Consider the following 20731-nt stretch of genomic DNA (forward strand, 5'->3'; position numbering starts at 1 on the left):
ATCATGCTGCATAAGCTTTAATAGTTTTTCACTGCAGACGCGTTCCGGCTCGTATTGCCCTTTACAGCTGTCCAGTATATAACCAAAACATACTCGTCAAACTTATAATACCAGAAATCCGGCGTCTTCCTAATGCCGTATTCCAGTGCCGTTTCTGTCTCTTCATAGGCGGAACGGATATGACGCATCTCCGACTCCGTTCTTATTTCGAATGCAAATATAATGCGGTGGCTGCAGCCAAAAAGCTGTTTATACAGCGCAGTTCGTTTTTCTATAGGATGAATAAAATTCGAGAAATGGTTAACATCGATTTTGATTCGAACGATGAGATGTTATATCTTGCGATATCATTGGAAATACTAAAGGAGTACCACAGGGAAAAAACTGTATAAAAACACGCGGGAAGGAACCCTCTATGCTCCCGAAAAAAGAGGTCCATCGATGCTGTTCCAAGTTCTGTATACAATAAATGAAAGCAAGGCAATCACCTTGCTTTCATTTATTGTGAGGTAATTTGCAGGACATTCCTCTAAAACCCCGGATTAATCCGGGGTTTACTCTTTTTTACAATAAAGTTCTGTTTCCGTATCTATCCCACAAATCAAACTTCCACAACACTCGAGGAGTCACAAGAGAATGAAGAAACTACAAGTAACTTAGAAAAACCGGATGTTAAATGGATAATTCTCATAAATTTTCTAAGTTATAGTTCATATTGAGTTCATACAGCAAGGTTAAGATTATGTTCGTGAGTTCGAGAAATATATTTGGAGGTTATAAAAAAATGACTAAGAAAAGAAAATCAAACTTTAAATGGATTGTTACGGGAGTTATAGTGGCGGCAGTTGCGGTAGTTGCCTTGACCTTTCTCATGAAACCAACCCCATCACCCTATGAAAGCGTCGTTGCTAAAACCGCAGACATTACCACCTACTATTCCTTCTCCGGAAATGTTGAAACCAAAGATCGTCAAGCTGTCACTTCAGAAAAGGTAATGCAAGTCTCCAAAATTTTAGTCAGCGAGGGAGACATTGTTAAAGAAGGAACCGTCTTAATGAAAACCACAGCTGGAGAAGAACTAAAATCTAAAATCAGTGGAGAAATTGTTAATCTTAACGTAGAAGAAGATGCCCAGGTTATGGCAGGAACTAAATTATTAGACGTTGTCGATTATGATAATCTCGAAATCAAAGTTAAGGTCGACGAATACGACATTGCGGCCATAGAGAGAGGTAAGGAAGCATCTGTTAAAATCGGAGCAATAAACCAAGAAATTAAAGGCAACATCAGTTCAATATCTAAAGAAGGGCAGATCATGAATGGAGTGACCTTCTTCACAGCGACAATCGACCTTGAAGAAAATGAGAGTATTCGAAATGGCATGTCAGCAGAGGTAAAGATTATCAGTAATAAGGTGAGTGGAGTTGTCACATTGCCTATGACGGCTATTCAATTTAATGAGTATAACGAGCCCTATATCCTTAAGCAAGGTGAGAGCGATACCGTTGTCAAAAAAGAATTAACCACAGGTATTAATGATGGTATAACAGTAGAAGTTAAAAGTGGTATTGTGAGCGGAGAAACCATTCTCTATACAAAGACTGCAGCAACTGGAGGATTGGAATTCCCCGGCGGAGGGATAAATGGGACGGGAGGTAACGTTTAATGGCTGAAGTCCTTAACATGCAAAATATCTTCAAAAGCTTCTATATGGGTGAGGAAGAGCTGGAGGTCTTGCATGACGTAAATTTAACCGTCAATTCTGGTGAATTCCTATCTATACTCGGACCTTCAGGCTCTGGGAAATCTACCATGATGAACATTATCGGCTGCCTGGATGTCCCGACATCGGGTAAATATCTGCTCTCTGGCAATGATATCAACGAGCTTGATGAAATCGAGCTTGGCTTTATACGAAACAAAGAAATAGGCTTTGTATTTCAGAGCTTTCAGCTCTTGCCGCGCTTAAGTGCACTTCAGAATGTGGAGCTTCCTTTGATCTATGCCGGCCTTTCATCCTCTGATCGAAAACAACGGGCTGCGAAAATACTGGATCGTGTAGGATTATCAGATAAAACGAGAAATCTGCCAAATCAGCTTTCTGGTGGTCAGCAGCAGCGCGTTGCTATTGCTCGTGCACTGGTTACTGAGCCGACGATTCTGCTTGCCGACGAACCGACAGGTGCCTTAGATCAAAAAACCGGGGCTCAAGTGATGGAGCTTTTTGAAGAACTTAATCATGATGGAAGAACAATTATTATGATTACCCACGATACTGATATTGCCCGTCACGCCCAAAGAGTTGTTAAAATTCTTGACGGAAATTTAACAGAACAGGGGGTTTAGCAGATGCTATTGGAAAGTATCCTGATGTCTTGGGAAAATATCGTGAAAAACAAGCTCCGTTCATTTTTGACAATGCTGGGTATTGTGATTGGAGTAGCATCTATTATTGCCTTGATTACGATTGTTCAGGGTGCCACCAACAGTATCAGCAATCAAGTGAGCGAACTTGGCGCTAACAAAGTGACAGTAACTGCTATGGGTACTCCCCTTAAACAGGGGCTAAATGAAGAAGATATCAGCAATATTTCCAAAGTAGGCAATATCAGTGGTGTATCACCCACGATTTCAGGAAAGACTGGAATTGTCTACAATGGAAAGGTCATTGAGAATGTAGCAGTTCAGGGCAAAAACGACGTTTACTTTAACATGGATTCCAGTTTGCTTAAAACCGGCAGACCTATCAATATCCTTGACCTAGATAGTAAAAATCAAGTTGCAATTATAGGCAACGATATTGTCAATGAACTCTTCTATGGTGTTAATCCCCTTGGCAAAGAGCTCATGCTCAACGGGACAACCTATACTGTGATAGGCACTTTGCAAGGTTCGAGCGGATTTAGCATGGGATCAAATAATGAATCAGTAGTTATCCCTTATACAACAGCATTGCGCAGCTTAGGCGTAAAGAATATTTCAAGTTTAGATGTGTTCCTTGAAGATACCACCTTAGCTGATGATACTGTAACAGAAATAAAGGGAGTGCTAAATCCAGCCTTTAACTATAAGGATAATGCCTATACCATCTTTAACATGGGAGATATGATAGAATCCTTTGAATCGATGATGTCGATGATGTCCCTGCTCCTTGCCGGGATTGCCGCAATCTCACTGGTTGTTGGCGGAATCGGTATTATGAATATGATGCTGGTGTCCATCACTGAGCGTACGACAGAAATTGGTTTGCGCAAAGCTTTAGGAGCAACACCGAATAGAATTCAACTTCAATTTGTGATCGAGGCTATCTTCCTCTCAGTCGTCGGTGGCCTGATCGGCTTAGTACTCGGTGGGGTAATTGCCTATACTGCTGCAACTTTAATCGGAACAGGATTCTCGATTTCAATATCAACCATTTCACTTGCTGTAGGATTCTCAGGATTAGTGGGTATTGTGTTTGGATATATGCCTGCCAGAAAAGCAAGTCGATTAAATCCCATTGACGCACTGAGGAGTTTATGATCAATGGTGTCCCACCTCCTGCTAGAAGTGAACCGTCAATATTTAGTTAGACCCTAGAAATATAGCCCTTAAAACTTGGTTTTGGGGGCTTGGGAGGGACGTTAAATGGTCAATATTTTAGTCGTTGATGATAACGACAGTATAAGAAAGCTGATTACAATGTATTTAAAGCGTGATGGCTATAATGTCTTTGCCGCCTCGGACGGATTAGAAGCTTTAGATTTATTGGGTCAAGAACACATCGATCTTATCATTTTAGATATTATGATGCCCAATATGGATGGTTATACCCTGACCAATGAACTTAGAACAGCTAAATACAGCCTGCCCATCCTCATGATTACGGCCAAAGAAACCTTTGCAGACAAGAAACAAGGGTTTTCAGTAGGAACAGATGATTATATGGTTAAACCCATTGATTTTGATGAAATGTTGCTGCGGGTCTCTGCTCTGCTTCGACGTGCTAAGATTTCTAATGAGCATAAAATCGTCCTCGGAGATATAACTCTTGATCATGACACCTTAACAGTGACAACAAAAAACGAAGCAATCCTACTTCCCCAAAAAGAGTTTCACTTACTATTTAAACTATTGAACTATCCCCAAAAAATATTTACAAGGCAAGAACTAATGGCTGAAATTTGGGGATTTGATAGCGATACTGACGAACGAACTGTGGATGTCCATATTAAAAGGCTGCGTGAGAAGTTTGATAAGTATGAAGAATTTAAAATCATGACTGTGAGAGGACTAGGATATAAGGTTGAAAAATTCAAATGAAAAAGCTACGGTTTTTCAATTCAATCTATACGAAATTCGCCTTAATCTTTTTAGGAATTTGGTGGTTATTAAATACCTTAACCTTTTGGGTTATTATGTGGATTATGAGCAATAGCGTTTTTAGCGAACTAGATGTAGACCGATTTGAATTTCACGCTGAATTTCAAAGAATGAGGGTAGCCACGGGAATAACGTTTCAAGTGAGTGCGATTATAGGTACGATAATCATTTTATTAGCTGTAAGAAAAATTGTAAAACCAATCAAACTTATTTCCGAGGCGTCCAAAGAGGTAGCCAAGGGTAATTTTGATACCCAAGTTATCATAAAAAGCAAGGATGAAATCGGACAATTAGCCGCTGATTTCAATTTAATGTCTAAAGAGCTTAAGAGCATCGATTCTATTCACAAAGATTTCGTTTCAAATGTATCTCATGAATTTAAAACCCCAATTACTTCAATTAAAGGATTTGCCAAACTAATCAATGATGGGAAATTATCAGCCGATCAACTCCAAGAGTATAGCGATATTATTGTGAATGAAAGTGAAAGGCTATCTTTGCTTTCCTCTAATTTATTAAGGCTTTCGGAACTTGACAGCAAAAGTATCCGAGAACAAGCAACGAAGTTTTCGCTTGATGAACAAATCAGAAAATCTATTTTGATCCTTGAAGCGGATTGGACAAAGAAAAATCTCAATTTAGATATTGACCTCGAAAAAATATCATACTTGGGGGACGAGCATCTCCTTCAACAGGTATGGCTTAACCTAATTCAAAATGCCATTAAGTTTTCAAATCAAAATGGAGTCCTTAGAGTTTCTCTTCACAAAAGCGATGGAATCATTAGAGTTGATATTGCGGATAATGGAAAAGGCATCTCAGATAAAGATAAGCAACGTATTTTTGATAGATTCTATAAGGCCGACAAATCACGTTCAAAGGATGGTAATGGCTTGGGTCTGGCAATAGTAAAGAAAATCGTTGAGTTATCCAGTGGGGAAATTTACTTTGAAAGCGAACTGGGAAAAGGGTCCATATTTACAGTGGAATTAAAAGAAGTGCCTGGGTGAAATCGAGTTTTTCGCCCAATTTGCTCACCGTCCCGGTTTTTCTAAGAACAACCCTCACTAAATTCTTTCAAGTTTCTCTACGGTTCTTTCATTTCTTATACATCGTTAATATAAAGTTCAATAAGACTGTAGTGAGTAGAAGCATACGTATATATGACAAATGTCATATATACGGCTAGTACCAATCGTATTCGACAAATCCAATGTATGCCGCATATTTCATCAACGAAATTTCAGTTTACACAGGAACAAGGCTGGACGCAACACGCTTCCAGCCTCCTCGATGCTGAATACTCGGACTTTTAGGGGAAGACGATTATCTAATACGGTATATTTCAAGTGTTATATTCATTCTTGCAATCCTTCCACAATGATCTTTCCGTTTTCAAGTGGAAACACATAGTCCAAACCCTTTATATCTTTATGTCGATCATAAGTCTTTCGCCATTCTACCGAATAATCATTCTTATACTTGACCGCAACAAGCTCTGTGTCAGACCAAATTGAAGAAACATAAGCAGGCTGAGGGATAGTTTTAATTTCTCTGATTGCAGTAACAATGAAACCACCGTCCTGAGTAGGCATAATCTCCTTGGCAACAAACTTTAAATCCTCAAGTCCTTTCTTTTCCTGACCGTTTTTATCGAGAATCAACATGATTCCTTGATTTTGCTGTCCTGAAGCAATGACAATATCTCCATTTTGCAGGTTGGACATCGTACTTCCCCAATCCGTATATAGATGCGATTTTTTCCACACTCTGTTGCCACTTTTATCAATCTGAATCAGGAATCCTTGTGAAACAGGTGCACTGCTACCCACACCTTGATCATCCCCTAAAACATAGTTACGGAATCCTTCTGTAGCAGGGATAATAGCCCTACCTTGATCAATGCCCAGAAGATAGATAAAACCATCGGCTAGCGCAAGCTGGTCATAGACAAATCTTTCTTTCTCCTTGCTTTGGACTACCCAGTTACAAGTAAGGCTTTCATCGAGACATGCTACAAAATCAGCGTAAGGCAGGTCTTCCCTAATCCCGAAATCTCCATCTCTCGATGTCGTTGTACCATTGATTATGATCCCAAGTTCCTTGTCATATTGAGCAAACCTAAGATTCTCAAAACCGTTTCCTCCAAACCCTTTTTGTTGTAAGACCTTACCGTCCTTGGCGAGCTTCGTAACCACAATATCAGCTGCTCCATTGCTCGTCTGCTTCCCGTTATGACTTAGCCATTGTCCTACTGCAATAATTTCCTCCTTCTCTGTTAAATAGAGATAACGGAATAAATCACCCGAATAATCCTCAAACTCCTGTTTCCAAAGCTCCCTTCCATCCTTATCGCATTTAATGATCAAGCTTTTTTCAAAAACTAAATCACGGTCCCTTGAATGAGGATAAGTTTGAACCGAAAAAACATAACTTCCATCAGGATAGGCCACTAGGTTATTAATTTGTCCCGAAATTGAAAGAAAATCGTATTGTTTATCCCATAAAATATTCCCTTGCTTATCAAGCTTGCGAATTTTTGGCGTGTTCTTTGGGACTTCAGAAGAAACATAAGATAGCAAAGGACTAATTTCATATCCACAAAGTATCCCGTCTGTTGTTTCCTGGACGATAAAACCTCCCAAAATGTCAATATTCATACCTAGCTTTATTTCAGGAACAGCCTTCGGGTTGATATCCTCGAGCTTAACATAATTTGTTGTCACCCCACTGAGCGTATGCCAGAAGCCGGCATCTAGTAAAAGCTTGCTGGCATTATCTTTATCACTTGGCATAGCATTGGGGTCGGGGTTGCTACTTGATGTTAATAAAAGAATAGAAATAAGTACTACCAAAATTGAGAATTGTAAACTTCTTTTTTTCATTGCTTATACCTCACAATCCAGGATTAGTAAGCAGTAATAACGCCAGAGTAAGATAGACCATTGCTGTTATCACTGCCATGATTAGAGAAACGCGCTTATAACTTACAATATTCATAACTCGCTGCTTGACCGCTGTCCCGCCAAATGCAGTAAGAGATGCCCGTTGTCTGGACGCCAAGGAGACAAGCGCCTCGGCATAGTATCTTCTATCTTCGTCTGCCATGCCCTTCAATACTTTGGCATCACACGCTAGTTCCATATCCTGATCTGCTATGTATAAAAAGAGCCAAGCCAAGGGGTTAAACCAATGAATACAAACCGCAAACATTGAGATCATTTTCCATAAGTTATCCCGGCGTTCGACGTGCGTAAGCTCGTGAAGTAAGACATATTCGAGAGATTGTTTGTCAACATCTTTTGGAATAATAATCCGAGGGTAAAGGATCCCAAACACAATTGGGGATACCACAAAACCGGACTCAAACAACCGTACTTTGGAATTAATACTTAACCGATCACTACACCTTCCCAAAACACTGCTATCCCTAATAAGGATAGCCTTTTTCAACTGAGCAGCGGTCAGATTATACATAACTATTAAGGCAATCACAAAGATAGACGCACCACAGATCCAGACAGACCCTAAAACGGTGAAGATAGTTTTCAATGTTTCGGATTTATATTCAAGTGGAAAATAGGAGTTTGCTGCTTGAATTGAATTAAGAGTGCTGATATTCGGAATGATCTCTGATCCTTTGGATACAGCTACCGTTTTTGTCAGATAGCCACTGAGCAGATTTAGCAAACTAAATTCACTGGGAATTGATATCGGGACTAGTAATCGAAAAAGAACAATTCCCCATAAGAAATAAATAGCAGCCTTAGGAATCCATCTGCTAAAGCACCCTCTAATAATCAGTAAAATGATAACGATTAAACCCGCAGTGATGCTCATATTTAAAACAAAGTAGAAAATATTATCGATCAAGGCCGTCACCACCTTTAGAGCTTTTCACGGATGATCTTTTTTAGCTCCTCAACATCTTCCTCAGACAACTTTTCCCTCTGCAAAAAGGAAGCAAAAAAAGTTTTAAGTGAACCATTATAGAGCTTATTGATTAGCTTTCTAGTTTCCTCGGCCTGCACCTCTTCTCTCGTTATCAGCGGCTCACACAGAAAATTAGGGTTTGTACGTTGGACAGCCTTTTTCTCCACAAGCTTTTTTAAAACGGTATAGGTGGTATTCTTGTTCCAGCCGATTTCTACAGCAGCAATCAGACTTATTTCTTTGGCTGATAAAGGCGACTTACTCCAGATGATCTCCATCAATCGCAGTTCGGAATCGAATAACTTGATCTGTTCCAATAAAAACACTCCAGACTATTTCAATAGTTTACACCTTTATACTATTGCAATAGTCTGGAGATGTCAAGAAGCGTCTCATGGTGGCATAATTTTTCTAGAACCAAAATTATAATGACATCTTCTGGAAATAAAAGCCGGTTTTCCACTCAGGAAACCGGCTTTTGGTTACTTCTTATAGATTCTATGCTGTTATTTACGAACCTTACTACAATGACTTCCCATACTCCTCTGCTTTTAAAAGTGCATCCGTTGCTTCAATATCACCTTTTTCACTAACATTCGGTACTGCCAGCACGCCTTTCTCTTCCCACTTCATATAGCTGGCTATTTGTCTATAGGTAGTTATTATCCCGTCGAATATTTTCATCCCCTCATCTCCCCCGCATACCAGCAGAAGGCTTCCCTTAATTTTCAGAGGGGTTTTACAGTTATCAACCAAATATGCATTCATTTTATCGATAGCAGCTTTTATTTGTGCAGGAAAACCAAACCAATATAATGGTGTGGAAAAAACGAGGACATCTGCTGCTTCCAGCAACGGAGCAAGCTCATTAAAGCTATCATCAAAAGAGCACGGTTTTCCTTTCTTCCAGCATGTTTTACAGGCTTTACAGCCATCGATTTCTTTCCTCGCTGATTCAAATTTTACAACTTCATGTCCAACTGATAGTGCTCCTTGGATAAAAGCATTTGCCATCCTGTCACTATTTCCATTCTTTCTTGGACTACCGGTCAATACCAAAATGTTTTTCTTGTCCAATTTATTTGCCTCCCGGTATTACTGTATCTATTTATGTTATACATGCATGTCAATAAATCATCGTCAAAACACCCGTGTCTATCAACGTTCCTATCTTGGTTATTTCTTCATTAAATGTTAGAATCCTGCAAAACCACTCTTAACTTGCAAACTCTTTAACCTTTCCATTACCTAATTCTAAACGAGTTTTTTCTTCCCAATACTCAATTTCTTCGAGTAATCCCCTCTTAACAATTTGTTCTCCACTCATGGAAATTTACCTTTAATTGGACCTCGATCCAATAGAGCTTACTGATGATCCCTTCTCATCAAATAATATATACTTTCGAAGATCTATTCTGTACTTCTCAGAATATGCTTACTTACTCTCACATGAAGCTATGCAACTTTTTTACTCCTTTCACACTTGTAAGGCATTATTTTCAAAGAGCGCTTTCTCCAACAGAATTGATAAGTCCAGTCAAAAAGTCTGCTGTTTGATCAATCAAATTATCGCTTATTTGGTCAATGGTGTCTCTTTGAGTATGGGTTATCTGTATAACTGTTTCAAATAAATTGGATGATGTAACGGCGATGCATGGAATTCCCTTAAAAGCAAACATTGCGTGGTCACCTGCATACCATTCTTCTCCCAAAATAATATTAGTATTTTTTATCAATTCCATATTTAACTTCGTGCTTAATTCCTCCCCCAAATTGTAAGACGACACGGCCGTTTGCGAATCTTTATGACAGGGTGAATCAATATTAATGACTAGCTTAATTGAGTCAAACTCGCCCTTTATATGGTTTAAATATTCCAATTGTCCTTTTACTTCATAGTATTCTTCACCATTAAATGGGATAGCGTCTATATCATAAATTCCATTATAGTTTTGTAGATTTTCCATTACTTTCAACATTACAGCTACACCTGTAGCATTATCGATTGCGCCAGGAGTGCCATATTTTGTATCCATGTGTGCACAGATAATTATTTTACCAAATGTCTTTTTTTTCGCTTTTCTTGTAGCAATTATTTGCCTACTATTTTCATTTATGATTTTAGAGTCAATGCAGAGATTAACAATTCCATTTTCTTGCAAGATATTATTCGCAGTTAGCTCATTGATGTAAGCAGAAGAAATTGAAAAATTACCATCCTCAAACAGAGGGAAGGGATCAAGTCCGCACATTGAATGCTTACTAGTAACTGCAATAATAGCTTTTGGTTTATTTTTTTCTAGCAAGTCGATAATATATTTGTGCTCATGTGGATAATAAAAAGGAAAATTTTTAGGTTGCAAAGACTCCTTTGTTAGGCTGCCTCGTAGAAAAACAATTTTTTCATTAATATCTATACTCACCAATTCTTCTAAGGAATAAATTACTATTATTTCACCATATCCTTTATATGGCTTAGAAAAGGTACTTGGAAATATTTCATATGGCTTTTTTCCTATATTTATAAAAGATTTACCTTTTCTCCAAATCTTGCATTCAAAGGGAAGAGAAGTAACATCCCATCCCATTTGTAAGGCTTTTGTTTGTATAATATTTAATAATCTTTTGTTTGATTCTAAACCTACAGGACGTTCTTCAATTATAATGTTAAGAAATTCAATATTTTCCATTATAACTCCTCTCCGCGTCCTTTAATGCGCATATAAATCTAGATGTTGAAAAATCTCCTCACTTTATAGTTGCAAAATATTATAGTAATTAGGTCTTACATAATGAACCACCACAGCTTTCTAAACGATATTAGTCATCATAGCATTCATTAAAGGGGTGGTGTGCAAGTGTAAGGTTGTAGAAGTTTACATTTTTTCCATTTTATCTACTAATGGTAAAATCTCCATGGCATCACACTCAAGCGTATTAAGGGTGCTTAGCCAGCGGTCGCCTGCAGACAATAGATCTTCTTCATTTGCTGGCTCATTTAGCAAGGGTAGAACCAAGTTTCTATATCCACCATCATACATAACTAAACTTCGGTGGATGGAGGACATACTATAGCTCGCTTGTCTTAACATATATATAATTCTCAGTCGTTCCATATCTGAGTCACTAAACACTTTCTCGTTCATGGCTCCGTATTTATTAGATGAGATAAGTCCATTCCGTTCCCAATTCCTAACTGTTTCTATTGTGGTACCCAATAAATCTGCGGCTTGTCTACGGTTATATCGGTTCTTTGTAACAGGCCTAACCTCTAGGTTAATCCATTGATTAAGCATTTCTGTAGTTATTTGTGCTCTAACAATTTCTTTTCGAATCGTCTCAATATATTCAATAGTATGTAAACGACATAAAGCGCTTTCACATATTGATGCTGCTTCAATCACTTTATAACCCAATTGACGTATCTGTCGATTGGTGTACGGGTGACCAAAAATTAATCGGCAGATTTTAATCTGATTCAAATGAATATCGGTAAATATACGATAGCCATTCGCTTCTCTCTTCGCTTCCTGTATAAATCCCAGTTTTTCATAAAGCCTTATTGTGTTTGCATGTATCCCAAATAGCTTTGATAACTTAGATAGTTTGTAGGTATTTATCTTAATACCCCCTTTTTTACTTCAAATCCATTGTAATACACCATTCTGTCGCTCCAACTGACGAACGCTCTAGCAAGACTTAGCACATTCTTTAAATTGCCGGAGACCCAAAGCAAACATCCACAGTACCATCATTAACATCAAATACCATGCTTCGCAGGGTCATAGAAGTAACAGCAAAAGACCATCTGAGTATTTTGTTGATAAAAGCAGCCCTTAAGTCTTCTGGCGAAATGAGCTCCTTACCATCCAATGTTTCGCATATGAGCTTATTTTATGGACTTAATATTTTCTCTCGAACAATCTATTCGCTTCTATTGCCCAGATTGCGTAGCAAAGTCCACCTACTGCAAAGAGCAAAATGGGTATTAAACGTAGTAACATAAATGGAAATTCAAACCAGAATGCTCCCCAAAACCTTGCACCTTGCATCTCCCATAAACCCGGTGTCTGGAACAAAAAACTTGATAGATTAAAGTCATTCATTGATAAAATTACAATGAAATACATAATGGCACAAGCCGCACTCATTATACATTGCTGATACAATCTGATATATCTTTGCCTCTTAGATTCATAATCAGAAAAGATGTCATTTACTTTTGCGTCTTGCTGTGGCAGAAAATACTGACTGCCACTAATTTTTGTTCCATAGACATGTTTCCAACCAGCATCTTCAAACATTGCAACATAATTTAAAAACTCCGCTTTTCCACCAATGCCAAACATTCTATAATCCACACGGTAATTCAATGTTTGTGGTTTTGCTTGTTCAAAATGGTAGAATCCAAAATATGAATACTTTTTCATCTTCTAAGCCCTCCTTATTTGAAACCCTGATTCTGTGCTACAAAAATCAGATGCTTAAGTCTTTCTGTCTCCATTTGTAAGATCTGCCTTCCCTCATCTGTAATCAGATATACTTTTCTTCTTTTATCCTCCGAAGGAACTGCCATTATTAATTTCTGTTTTATCAAATTCTCAATTGCTCCATACATGGTACCAGCTGCTGTTCTTACTTTTCCATCACTCAATTCTTCCACTTTATTCATGATTGCATATCCATGCCCCGGTTCTGTCAAAGCCATTAAGATATAAAAAGTGGTTTCCGTTAGGGGTAAATATTTTTCTAAGTTCATAAATGCCTCCTGTGCTCCAGACTATACAGTCGTACTGTATAGTCTCATTTTATACAGTACGACTGTATATGTCAATAGTTTGATAATTTTTAAGAATTCATCCTCAAATAGAACTTTCTGAAGAAAATTTTTTGTATGTTATAATTAAGGTAGGAAGAATTCACTGTTCAAACAATGGCTTACGAGGAATTTCACAGTCTACAGTTTAAAAATTGCCTGTTTTGAGATGACTAATCTAGATTAGTCAGACCTCCAAACAGGCAATTTTTAATCATCTTACTGGGTGTGCCATTATTCCATGAATATAGTTCTGTTTAAAATTTCTCAAGGCTCATTTTTTATTATCCTTCCAGTGTAATAATAAGGATGAATTGATAATCACCGCGACTGAACCGGCATTATGTACCAGCGCGCCCACAACAGGTCCGAGAAGCCCTACCATGGCCAGAATAATTGCGGCAAAATTAAGTGCCATGGAAATCGCCATATTGAACTTGATGGTATTCATCGTTCGTTTTGATAAAGCAAGCAAATGGGGAATGCTCTTTATATCGTCACCGACCAGGGCAATGTCGGCTGCTTCCACGGCGATATCACTGCCGATACCTCCCATAGCGATGCCCACATGGGCTTTTTTTAGCGCAGGCGCATCGTTTACACCGTCGCCTACCATGCAGACCAAGTCGCCGCCGCTTTGATACTGTTCGATAATAGCCAGTTTATTTTCGGGCAGGCAATCGGTATGGATGTCCTGAATTCCTATGAGCTTTGCCATATGAGAAGCGGCATGGTGATTATCACCCGTTAACAAGACGTTCTTAATCCCTAATTTCTCAATGTTCCTAACAACATTCACGGCATCGGGCCGTAAAGTGTCCGACAATGCGATAAAACCCGAAGGTTGACCGTCCACAGATACAAAGATGATGGTGCAGCCGTCATTTCTGTATGTATCCGCCTTGTCTATGATGGTTGGGGGTAAGAGGATAGAGTTATCGCGCAGCAGTTCTGCATTCCCGGCAAGTATCGCGCGGCCGTCTACTAGAGCGGAAACACCACGCCCCGCAAGCATCTGAAAATCGCTGGGTTCTGGTAAGGATGGGGTTGAGGCAAGCTTGTAATGAGCGACAATGGATTTTCCCAACGGATGCTCGGAACGCAGCTCTGCGGAAGCCGTCAGAGACAGCAATTCAGCAACGGTCAGGTTGGGATCAAAGCTCTCAACGGCTGCGACGTCAGGTTTTCCATAGGTGAGCGTGCCTGTTTTGTCAAAGGCAATTCGCTTTACCGCAGATAATCTTTCCAAGGCGTCGCCTTCGCGGATCAGGATACCAAATTTCGTAGCGTTGCCGATACCGGCCATAATAGCGGTTGGCGTTGCCAACACCAAAGCACAAGGACAAAATACGACCAAGATGGTCACAGCGCGGATTATTTCATCTGTCATTAACCAGGTGGCTCCGGCAGAAAGCAAGGCAATTACTACAATCCAGGTAGCCCATCTGTCCGCAATCCCGACAATCTTCGCTTTGCCGGCGTCGGCCGACTGTACCAGCCTTATCATTCTTTGCAGGGAGCTGTCCTCGCCAACTTTTGTAGCCTTCATTTCGAATGTGCCGTACTGATTGACCGTACCGCTATAAACCTCATCGCCCTCGCTCTTGTCAACCGGTAGGCTCTCTCCGGTCATCACTGCCTGATTGACCGAGGTTTGACCGTTGATAATAATGCCGTCTACAGCAATGGTTTCGCCGGCAAGCACCCGGAGGATGTCACCAACCTTGACCTGCTCGGCAGGGACAATAACTTCTTCGCCATTCCTGGCGACCCTTGCAGTTGTAGGAGTGAGGTGCACCAGTTTTTCAATGCCTGCTCGGGCTTTTGCCACAGTGCGTTCTTCCAGATACGCACCGATTGCCATAATAAAGGCGACTTCGCCAGCCGCAAAAATTTCGCCAATGATAACCGCGGCAATTAAGGCGATGGATACCAGCACGTCGGCTTTAATATCAAATTCGGTAACGAGGCCGATAACAGCCCCCTTGATGATCGGTATCCCGCACAATAAAATTGCCAACCATGCGACATCAAAGGGTAAATCCCCTACATTTAAGAAGCTGATTACGACGGAAATGAACGATATCACAAGAAATAGGACTGTCCTTTTTTCGTCGTCTTTTAATAGTTTTATCAACTATATCATCCTTTCATATACCTATATTTTTACCGTTTTAAGTTAGAGCAATTAAGATAGCCCTTCTATCTTCCTGGGTTGATTCAACGTTTTGAAAAATTTTCAAACCTTCTACTCAATTCATAAGCCCACCAACTTAAATAAGATATTCTTACTATTTGAAATTCAAGATATATTAAGATAAAAATATCCCCTCAAAACAACATTGTTTTCAGTAGGTTTACAGATATTGTTAAACGAGAAACCGGCAAGAACGGACTTCTCTTCTGATGGTTTCTAGTCTTTATTAAAATAGGCAATTAAGTATCTTTTTTTGGTCCTTACGGATCTGTTTTTCCTGTCTCCTTTTAATTGGGGATAGACTTTACTGACCCAGATTAAAAAGTCTCCATATTTATCTTTTTAAGGGTATCCTGAAATTGCCTTATTTCATCTTCGCTCAAAACTGAAACCATCTGTTCCGTTAATTGTATGTGGTAGTTATGGTGTTCTGCAAAAGCCTTTTTCCCTTTTTCTGTTAGTACAATTAAGTTAACCCGTCTATCTTCCTGAGTTGATTCACGTTTTGCAAAATTTTTCTTCTCAAGCCTATCGACTGTTACCGTCGTAGTTCCCGTCGTAACTCCCAGTTTTTGAGCTAGAGATTTCATATTCATTTTTTCGTGTTCTCCCAATACCTCTAAGGCATGGGCCTCTGAAATTGTTAAATCACTTGCACGTACTATTGAATTTTCCCAAGACGAAAACCCGTTAAAGAAAAATAAAAGTTCATTTGTTAATTCCTCAATCATAAGCCATCCTCCAAATTTAGTTATATCATCTTATTGTTTGATATTCAAGTTGTATTATACTAAAAATATCTCTTCCTGACAATCCATATTACAATTCGGAAACAAGTTACCCACTGCAGAGTCTTAATCCTCTTCCAATCGTACTGATTTTCTCAGCAGCCGCAAGCTTGTACGATATCCACCGTCCAGAGTTTGTACTCGGCGAAACTTGTCGTTTCGCGAAGGGTCATAAAAAAAAGCTTGAACACCTTGCAAATGCGAGGGCTTTCAAGCTTTTTATAATTTTTAACTGTCAAAGATGAGATTATCTCAACCCTAAACGTCAAAACGATGAGGGCTGAACTGCTCCTGACCCTAAAACTGACCTTTCGAATATCTAATAGTCACAATAACAACCTGCTCTTTCGCTTCGTCAATATCAAAAATGTTTTCTCCGCAGAGTGCTGAGCGCTTCTTTGGCATCCATTAATTTGCCGCCAGCACGATACTCTGCCTCTGCCTTTGCAATCTCTCTATCAATCTCGTTTTCATCAAGCATTGCTTCGTAGGTTTCGATGCTCATTACAACTAAATCGCCATAACCGTTTTTAGTGATGAAGATAGGCTCGTTTTTCGCATGGCACAGGTCAGAAATTTCGTAAGTTTTTCTAAGGTCTGTAATAGGTCTGATCTGTGGCATAACACTCGCTCCCTCTTTTGATTATTCTATCGCTATTATGCTCATTTAACAACAAAATGCCTTTCACGTCATTTCATAATTATATAGACGGGAATTTGGCGACTTTCTTTTGCTCTGGAAAACAAAATATCTTTCAGTGCTAATCTCAAATTCAGAAAACTTGAATTCAAAGTATCGGCTCCTACATCATTGGCAAGGTATTATTTCTCCGCTGGGGGTGCAGTGCTTCCCGCCATGCAATACGATAATAATCTAATACTTTTTAAAAACCAAATTCTCACCCCTTAATACCGCGAAAATCTAGTTTACAAACTAGTGTATATTAATTACCAGCAAAACAATGGCAAATAGAATGAAAACCTTAAGAATATTAAATCCCATAATCACAATTGAAGCCAAATATCGTACTACTGCATTTGATTCGTCAACTGGGTCAACATGACGAGACAACAGAATTGTAGCTAAATGTAATACGAATCCCAAAAACAAAAGACCTATGATTTTCAAAATCATTGATCCTCCCCCCTCAACCCTAAATTTCTGTATAACTTAATAATTTTAAACACTCAATAATAGCTAGATGTCGTTGTATATAGATTTCCACATCTCATCTGCACATTCCTTCCAATTAACGCTATCCTCGACGAAACAGTGTTTCCCAAAGACAAAGTCGTCGATGTGAAAATTACCATAGATGACAATGATTTCAACATAAGGCTGAGTGGCAGACTGAAGGGGTTAACTGCCAATGCCTCACAGTTTAAGAATTTTGTAAAGTTCTCTTATTCTAGTTAACAAAAATTCTACCAATGCATATTCAATAAGTCAGAATTTTTATATAATTAAAATCAAATAAATAGTCGATTGGGAGATGGGTTTTATGAATTTAAAAGTAGGCGATGTTTTTGCTTATCAAAAAACTTTTACAGAACAAGAAATATTGCAGTTTGGAGAACTAACTGGAGATAAGGGAAGCCACCATATTGAGAGAGATGACCAAGGTAGACTCATGGCACAAGGGTTGCTCACTGCTTCTGTCGGAACAAAAATCGGCGGTGACTTAAATTATATCGCACGAGAGATGGTCAGTAAGTTCATTCGCCCTGTCTTTTCAGGAGACACAATTACATGTGAACTAACTATCACGAAAGCCGACAAAAAGGAAGGCTTCACTGAAGTTGCAATGAAATCCTTTTACAAAAATCAACACGGTAAAGAAGTGCTTGTTGGAAACAGTTACGGGATTATCCGTGATTAGTTTAGCCTTCAAACACTTGTGTTGAGCAGGTCTAATGAGTATCAATCATTAGACCTCTTTTGCGTTCTCTATTTCGCAAGCACCGAGATACGTTGGCTCCAGAAGATTTGGGATTGCGCAATTTTTTATACTGTTCTTTGCGGTGTCGGGCCTTCTTTAACGGCTTTTCCGCCTGGAGAGTAAAATCCAAAGGATTGAAGCTCTTTCCATCAAAGAAAAAAAGATGCCGCATCCCACTGGCATCCCCTTGGCGGCAATTGCACGAATTTTCAAGTGGCACCCTTATTCCACCTAAAAAACGAAAATCCCAAAGATGATAATCGTGCATATCTCCAAATCGCTGTTTTTGCCTAAAAATTCGTCCGCTTTTTGCTCTAAAACCACAACATATAGTGGTTGACTCGCCTCATTTTTCCTTTAAACCACTATTCGTCATCAAAATTATACTCTCAACATGCCTTGAGTAGACAAAAATGATGTTGTGAGAACCTACCGGTTCCTTGGTTGAAGAGTATTTTTCACTAAAACGGATTATCAATGAAAAAGAGTCAAGAAACAATATCCTTGACTCTTTCAATTCCTACACATTAATACCCAAAATTCTCAACTGTTCATTGATCTTAGCTTCAAGCTCCGCAATTTCTTGTTTATCTTGCTCTAATTGCTTATTCACTTCATCAAGATCAATGGCTTGTTCTTCTTCAGACGTATCTACATAGCGAGGAATATTTAAGTGAAACTCGTTTTCTTTGATTTCTTCAAGTGCTGCCACGTGAGCGTATTTATCAACATCCACACGATTTTTGTAAGTTGCAATAATCTTATTGATGTTTTTATCAGTAAGTTTATTTTGATTCTTACCTTTTTCAAATTCGTTGCTTGCATCGATTAACAAGATATCTTTTGTTTTACGATTTTTCTTGAATACTAAAATCGTAGTTGGGATGGATACACCGTAAAACAAGTTGGCAGGTAACCCTATCACTGTATCAAGGTAGTTTTTCTCAATTATGGTTTGACGGATCGCACCTTCTGCCGCACCACGGAACAAGACACCATGGCAGTACAATCGCCATTGTTCCCGTATCATTCAGGTGATACAAACTGTGTAAAATGAATGCATAATCTGCCTATGATTTCAACGCAAACCCCTTTATTAGAGGGAATAAACACAAAAAATTGTTCATTTCATAGGGTCCATCTTTCCCTTGTTCTGACTTCCCATCCAATACACCAAGTCTTTCCAATACCTCCTTAGCCTGAAGTACCGTTCCGCACAAATTGCCTCGGCGTTAAATACCCATGAAGAGTTTGGCTATCCTAAAAAATAAGATCAGGCATTCAAACAAGATTGATTAAAACAACAAGCCACTTTTCCCCAAAATAATCGTTAGCAAACCATACACTAACGTGCCAACTCCTACTATAAATAAGGCCAGACCATAACGTTTAATGTAATTATGATAATACTGATTAGTTGAGGGTTTGATTTTAAACCCATCAAACATTCCAACGATTTCTGGTTTTAGTACACACCATAAACCGATTGCAAGAAACAAAATTGCTGTAACTAACAACATGAAGATTCTCCCTTCTTAATTAGATTAGTCATGGTACCCTAGAGTAATTTAGGACAAGAACACAATAGAGCCGAACATGGATTGCTTTACCTGTAGTCAATACGTCATGCTCTGCTACAATGAATGCCGTCTCAAAGGGGCATTTGAATATTTAAGCGATATTTCTTATTATTATAAACGAGCGAGTAAATGAATGAGAAGGGATTGAAGGCATTTATGATAAATCAGCGCGAAGATTTTACTTATCGGCTTTTAATGGATGCAGGTATTAAAAAAGGGTTCCGGATACTGGATGTAGGCTGCGGTTCCGGAGATGTAACTTTATTGGCAGCAGAAATTGTGGGCGATGACGGTGAAGTAATTGGCTTTGATACAAACGAGGCAGCACTTGACATAGCTCGAAATGCCGCTGTCGAAAGGCGCATCATTAATGCAAAATTTATTAAGGCTGAAATTAGCGGGTTGCCGCAAAACATTGGGCGGTTTGATGCGATTATCGGACGCAGAGTTCTGATGTATCAACCAGATGCAACTCACAGTGTTAAGAGTCTTCTGCCCTACCTGAAAACAAATGGGTTGGTTGTTTTTCAGGAGAGCGATTCAATGGGATCATTTAAGAATATGGATTTACCGCTACATACACAAGCTCAAGCGTGGATTTGGGATACCGTGGCAAAAGAAGGCGGTAATGTTCATATTGGCTTAAATCTATATTGCGTATTTAAGCAGGCTGGATTAACGATTGCCCAGGTAAGGGCGGAAGCCGTTTTACAAACACCTGAAACAGGCAGCGATCTTGCGTGGGTCGTAAAGATGATGCTGCCCCGGATCATCCAATCGGGTACTGCTAATCAAAAAGAAATCGATATTGATTTATTGGAAGAAAGACTGAACGGTGAACGGCAAAATGCAGATGCAGTTTTTGTGAGGGATATGACCTTTGGTATCTGGGGAACATTGCAGGCTTGAGCTATCATGATTGGCGGCATCGATAACAGACTCTATAACATACCATCGGCAGAGACAGCGGCAGCTTTCATGGAGAAAGGGAGGTTTGGAGGTTTGGGCTTTTCCGTCTTTCAGTAAGCTAGCTTAATTCCCGTCAAAACGGGCAATTTCGCAAAACCTCGTCGCCCACTTCCGCAACGACTTCCCGGAAGGCTGCCCTGCCTGAG

23 protein-coding genes and 2 pseudogenes are annotated in these 20731 nt (G+C 39.2%); 8 read left to right on the top strand and 17 right to left on the bottom strand.

All coding sequences use genetic code 11. The features are described from left to right. Positions 1-17: 17 nt before the first annotated feature. Positions 18-188: a hypothetical protein gene (locus M8E35_RS21475; protein ID WP_252472311.1), complete on the bottom strand. Its 171-nt coding sequence runs from the start codon at positions 186-188 to the stop codon at positions 18-20. Between M8E35_RS21475 and M8E35_RS27040 the strand changes: the two genes are divergently transcribed. From M8E35_RS27040 to M8E35_RS21500, 6 genes are all read left to right on the top strand, one after another. After that, the gene (locus M8E35_RS27040) at positions 180-392 is read left to right on the top strand and encodes a helix-turn-helix domain-containing protein (RefSeq protein WP_373887473.1); all 213 of its coding nucleotides are present in this window, start codon (positions 180-182) and stop codon (positions 390-392) included. The genes M8E35_RS21475 and M8E35_RS27040 overlap by 9 nt on opposite strands. Positions 393-784: 392 nt before the next feature. Then, positions 785-1666 carry an efflux RND transporter periplasmic adaptor subunit gene (locus M8E35_RS21480; RefSeq protein WP_252472313.1) on the top strand — a complete coding sequence of 294 codons (882 nt, stop codon included), beginning with the start codon at positions 785-787 and terminating at the stop codon, positions 1664-1666. Continuing rightward, positions 1666-2346 (top strand): ABC transporter ATP-binding protein, encoded by a 681-nt coding sequence (locus tag M8E35_RS21485; protein WP_252472315.1) that lies wholly within the window; start codon positions 1666-1668, stop codon positions 2344-2346. Before M8E35_RS21480 ends, M8E35_RS21485 begins: the two co-directional genes overlap by 1 nt. A gap of 3 nt (positions 2347-2349) precedes the next feature. Next, positions 2350-3522: an ABC transporter permease gene (locus M8E35_RS21490; RefSeq protein ID WP_252472317.1), complete on the top strand. Its 1173-nt coding sequence runs from the start codon at positions 2350-2352 to the stop codon at positions 3520-3522. Positions 3523-3627: 105 nt separating this feature from the next. Further along, positions 3628-4302, top strand: coding sequence for a response regulator transcription factor (locus M8E35_RS21495; RefSeq protein WP_252472319.1), 675 nt, complete (start codon positions 3628-3630; stop codon positions 4300-4302). After that, positions 4299-5372 (top strand): sensor histidine kinase, encoded by a 1074-nt coding sequence (locus tag M8E35_RS21500; RefSeq protein WP_252472321.1) that lies wholly within the window; start codon positions 4299-4301, stop codon positions 5370-5372. Before M8E35_RS21495 ends, M8E35_RS21500 begins: the two co-directional genes overlap by 4 nt. A 348-nt stretch (positions 5373-5720) precedes the next feature. Here the strand turns inward: M8E35_RS21500 and M8E35_RS21505 are convergent, their stop codons facing one another. The 13 genes and pseudogenes from M8E35_RS21505 to M8E35_RS21560 all read right to left on the bottom strand — a co-directional run bounded on the left by M8E35_RS21505 (position 5721) and on the right by M8E35_RS21560 (position 17231). Continuing rightward, the gene (locus M8E35_RS21505; protein ID WP_252472323.1) at positions 5721-7247 is read right to left on the bottom strand and encodes a hypothetical protein; all 1527 of its coding nucleotides are present in this window, start codon (positions 7245-7247) and stop codon (positions 5721-5723) included. Between the two features lie 10 nt (positions 7248-7257). Next, entirely contained in the window at positions 7258-8235 is a 978-nt protein-coding gene (locus M8E35_RS21510) for a M56 family metallopeptidase (RefSeq protein WP_252472324.1), read from the bottom strand. 14 nt (positions 8236-8249) lie between these two features. Then, complete coding sequence (locus tag M8E35_RS21515; RefSeq protein ID WP_252472326.1) at positions 8250-8612, bottom strand: BlaI/MecI/CopY family transcriptional regulator; 363 nt, start codon at positions 8610-8612, stop codon at positions 8250-8252. Positions 8613-8817: 205 nt separating this feature from the next. Next, positions 8818-9372, bottom strand: a complete 555-nt coding sequence (locus tag M8E35_RS21520; RefSeq protein ID WP_252472328.1) for a flavodoxin family protein — start codon at positions 9370-9372, stop codon at positions 8818-8820. A gap of 422 nt (positions 9373-9794) precedes the next feature. Beyond that, the gene (locus M8E35_RS21525; RefSeq protein WP_252472330.1) at positions 9795-10985 is read right to left on the bottom strand and encodes a M28 family metallopeptidase; all 1191 of its coding nucleotides are present in this window, start codon (positions 10983-10985) and stop codon (positions 9795-9797) included. A 186-nt stretch (positions 10986-11171) separates the two neighbouring features. Further along, on the bottom strand, positions 11172-11699 hold the full coding sequence (locus tag M8E35_RS21530; RefSeq protein ID WP_252472332.1) for a helix-turn-helix domain-containing protein: 528 nt from the start codon (positions 11697-11699) through the stop codon (positions 11172-11174). A gap of 21 nt (positions 11700-11720) precedes the next feature. Next, positions 11721-11921 (bottom strand): annotated as a pseudogene (locus M8E35_RS27045) (MerR family DNA-binding transcriptional regulator); the annotation flags it as partial. 276 nt (positions 11922-12197) lie between these two features. After that, a complete protein-coding gene (locus M8E35_RS21535) occupies positions 12198-12725 on the bottom strand; it encodes a DUF2812 domain-containing protein (RefSeq protein ID WP_252472334.1) in 528 nt (175 codons plus the stop codon). A 14-nt stretch (positions 12726-12739) separates the two neighbouring features. Continuing rightward, positions 12740-13054: a PadR family transcriptional regulator gene (locus tag M8E35_RS21540; protein ID WP_252472336.1), complete on the bottom strand. Its 315-nt coding sequence runs from the start codon at positions 13052-13054 to the stop codon at positions 12740-12742. A 331-nt stretch (positions 13055-13385) separates the two neighbouring features. Beyond that, entirely contained in the window at positions 13386-15248 is a 1863-nt protein-coding gene (locus tag M8E35_RS21545; RefSeq protein WP_252472338.1) for a heavy metal translocating P-type ATPase, read from the bottom strand. 377 nt (positions 15249-15625) lie between these two features. Continuing rightward, entirely contained in the window at positions 15626-16039 is a 414-nt protein-coding gene (locus tag M8E35_RS21550) for a MarR family winged helix-turn-helix transcriptional regulator (protein ID WP_252472340.1), read from the bottom strand. 418 nt (positions 16040-16457) lie between these two features. Next, positions 16458-16718 (bottom strand): type II toxin-antitoxin system Phd/YefM family antitoxin, encoded by a 261-nt coding sequence (locus M8E35_RS21555; RefSeq protein ID WP_252472342.1) that lies wholly within the window; start codon positions 16716-16718, stop codon positions 16458-16460. 312 nt (positions 16719-17030) lie between these two features. Continuing rightward, positions 17031-17231, bottom strand: a complete 201-nt coding sequence (locus M8E35_RS21560; protein ID WP_252472344.1) for a hypothetical protein — start codon at positions 17229-17231, stop codon at positions 17031-17033. Positions 17232-17598: 367 nt separating this feature from the next. On the opposite strand from M8E35_RS21560, the gene M8E35_RS21565 reads away from it, so the two are divergent. Next, on the top strand, positions 17599-17976 hold the full coding sequence (locus M8E35_RS21565; protein ID WP_252472345.1) for a hotdog domain-containing protein: 378 nt from the start codon (positions 17599-17601) through the stop codon (positions 17974-17976). Between the two features lie 31 nt (positions 17977-18007). On the opposite strand, the gene M8E35_RS21570 is transcribed toward M8E35_RS21565, so the two are convergent. From M8E35_RS21570 to M8E35_RS21580, 3 genes and pseudogenes are all read right to left on the bottom strand, one after another. After that, positions 18008-18256, bottom strand: a complete 249-nt coding sequence (locus M8E35_RS21570) for a hypothetical protein (RefSeq protein WP_252472347.1) — start codon at positions 18254-18256, stop codon at positions 18008-18010. A 300-nt stretch (positions 18257-18556) separates the two neighbouring features. Continuing rightward, positions 18557-19106, bottom strand: a pseudogene (locus tag M8E35_RS21575) (N-6 DNA methylase); the annotation flags it as partial. A 225-nt stretch (positions 19107-19331) separates the two neighbouring features. After that, entirely contained in the window at positions 19332-19556 is a 225-nt protein-coding gene (locus M8E35_RS21580; RefSeq protein WP_252472349.1) for a hypothetical protein, read from the bottom strand. Between the two features lie 189 nt (positions 19557-19745). Here M8E35_RS21580 and M8E35_RS21585 point away from each other — a divergent pair, with 189 nt between their 5' ends. Beyond that, positions 19746-20525 carry a methyltransferase domain-containing protein gene (locus tag M8E35_RS21585; RefSeq protein WP_252472351.1) on the top strand — a complete coding sequence of 260 codons (780 nt, stop codon included), beginning with the start codon at positions 19746-19748 and terminating at the stop codon, positions 20523-20525. Positions 20526-20731: the final 206 nt, after the last annotated feature.

It is taken from the genome of Desulfosporosinus nitroreducens, assembly GCF_023897015.1.
GTDB classification, from domain to species: domain Bacteria; phylum Bacillota; class Desulfitobacteriia; order Desulfitobacteriales; family Desulfitobacteriaceae; genus Desulfosporosinus; species Desulfosporosinus nitroreducens.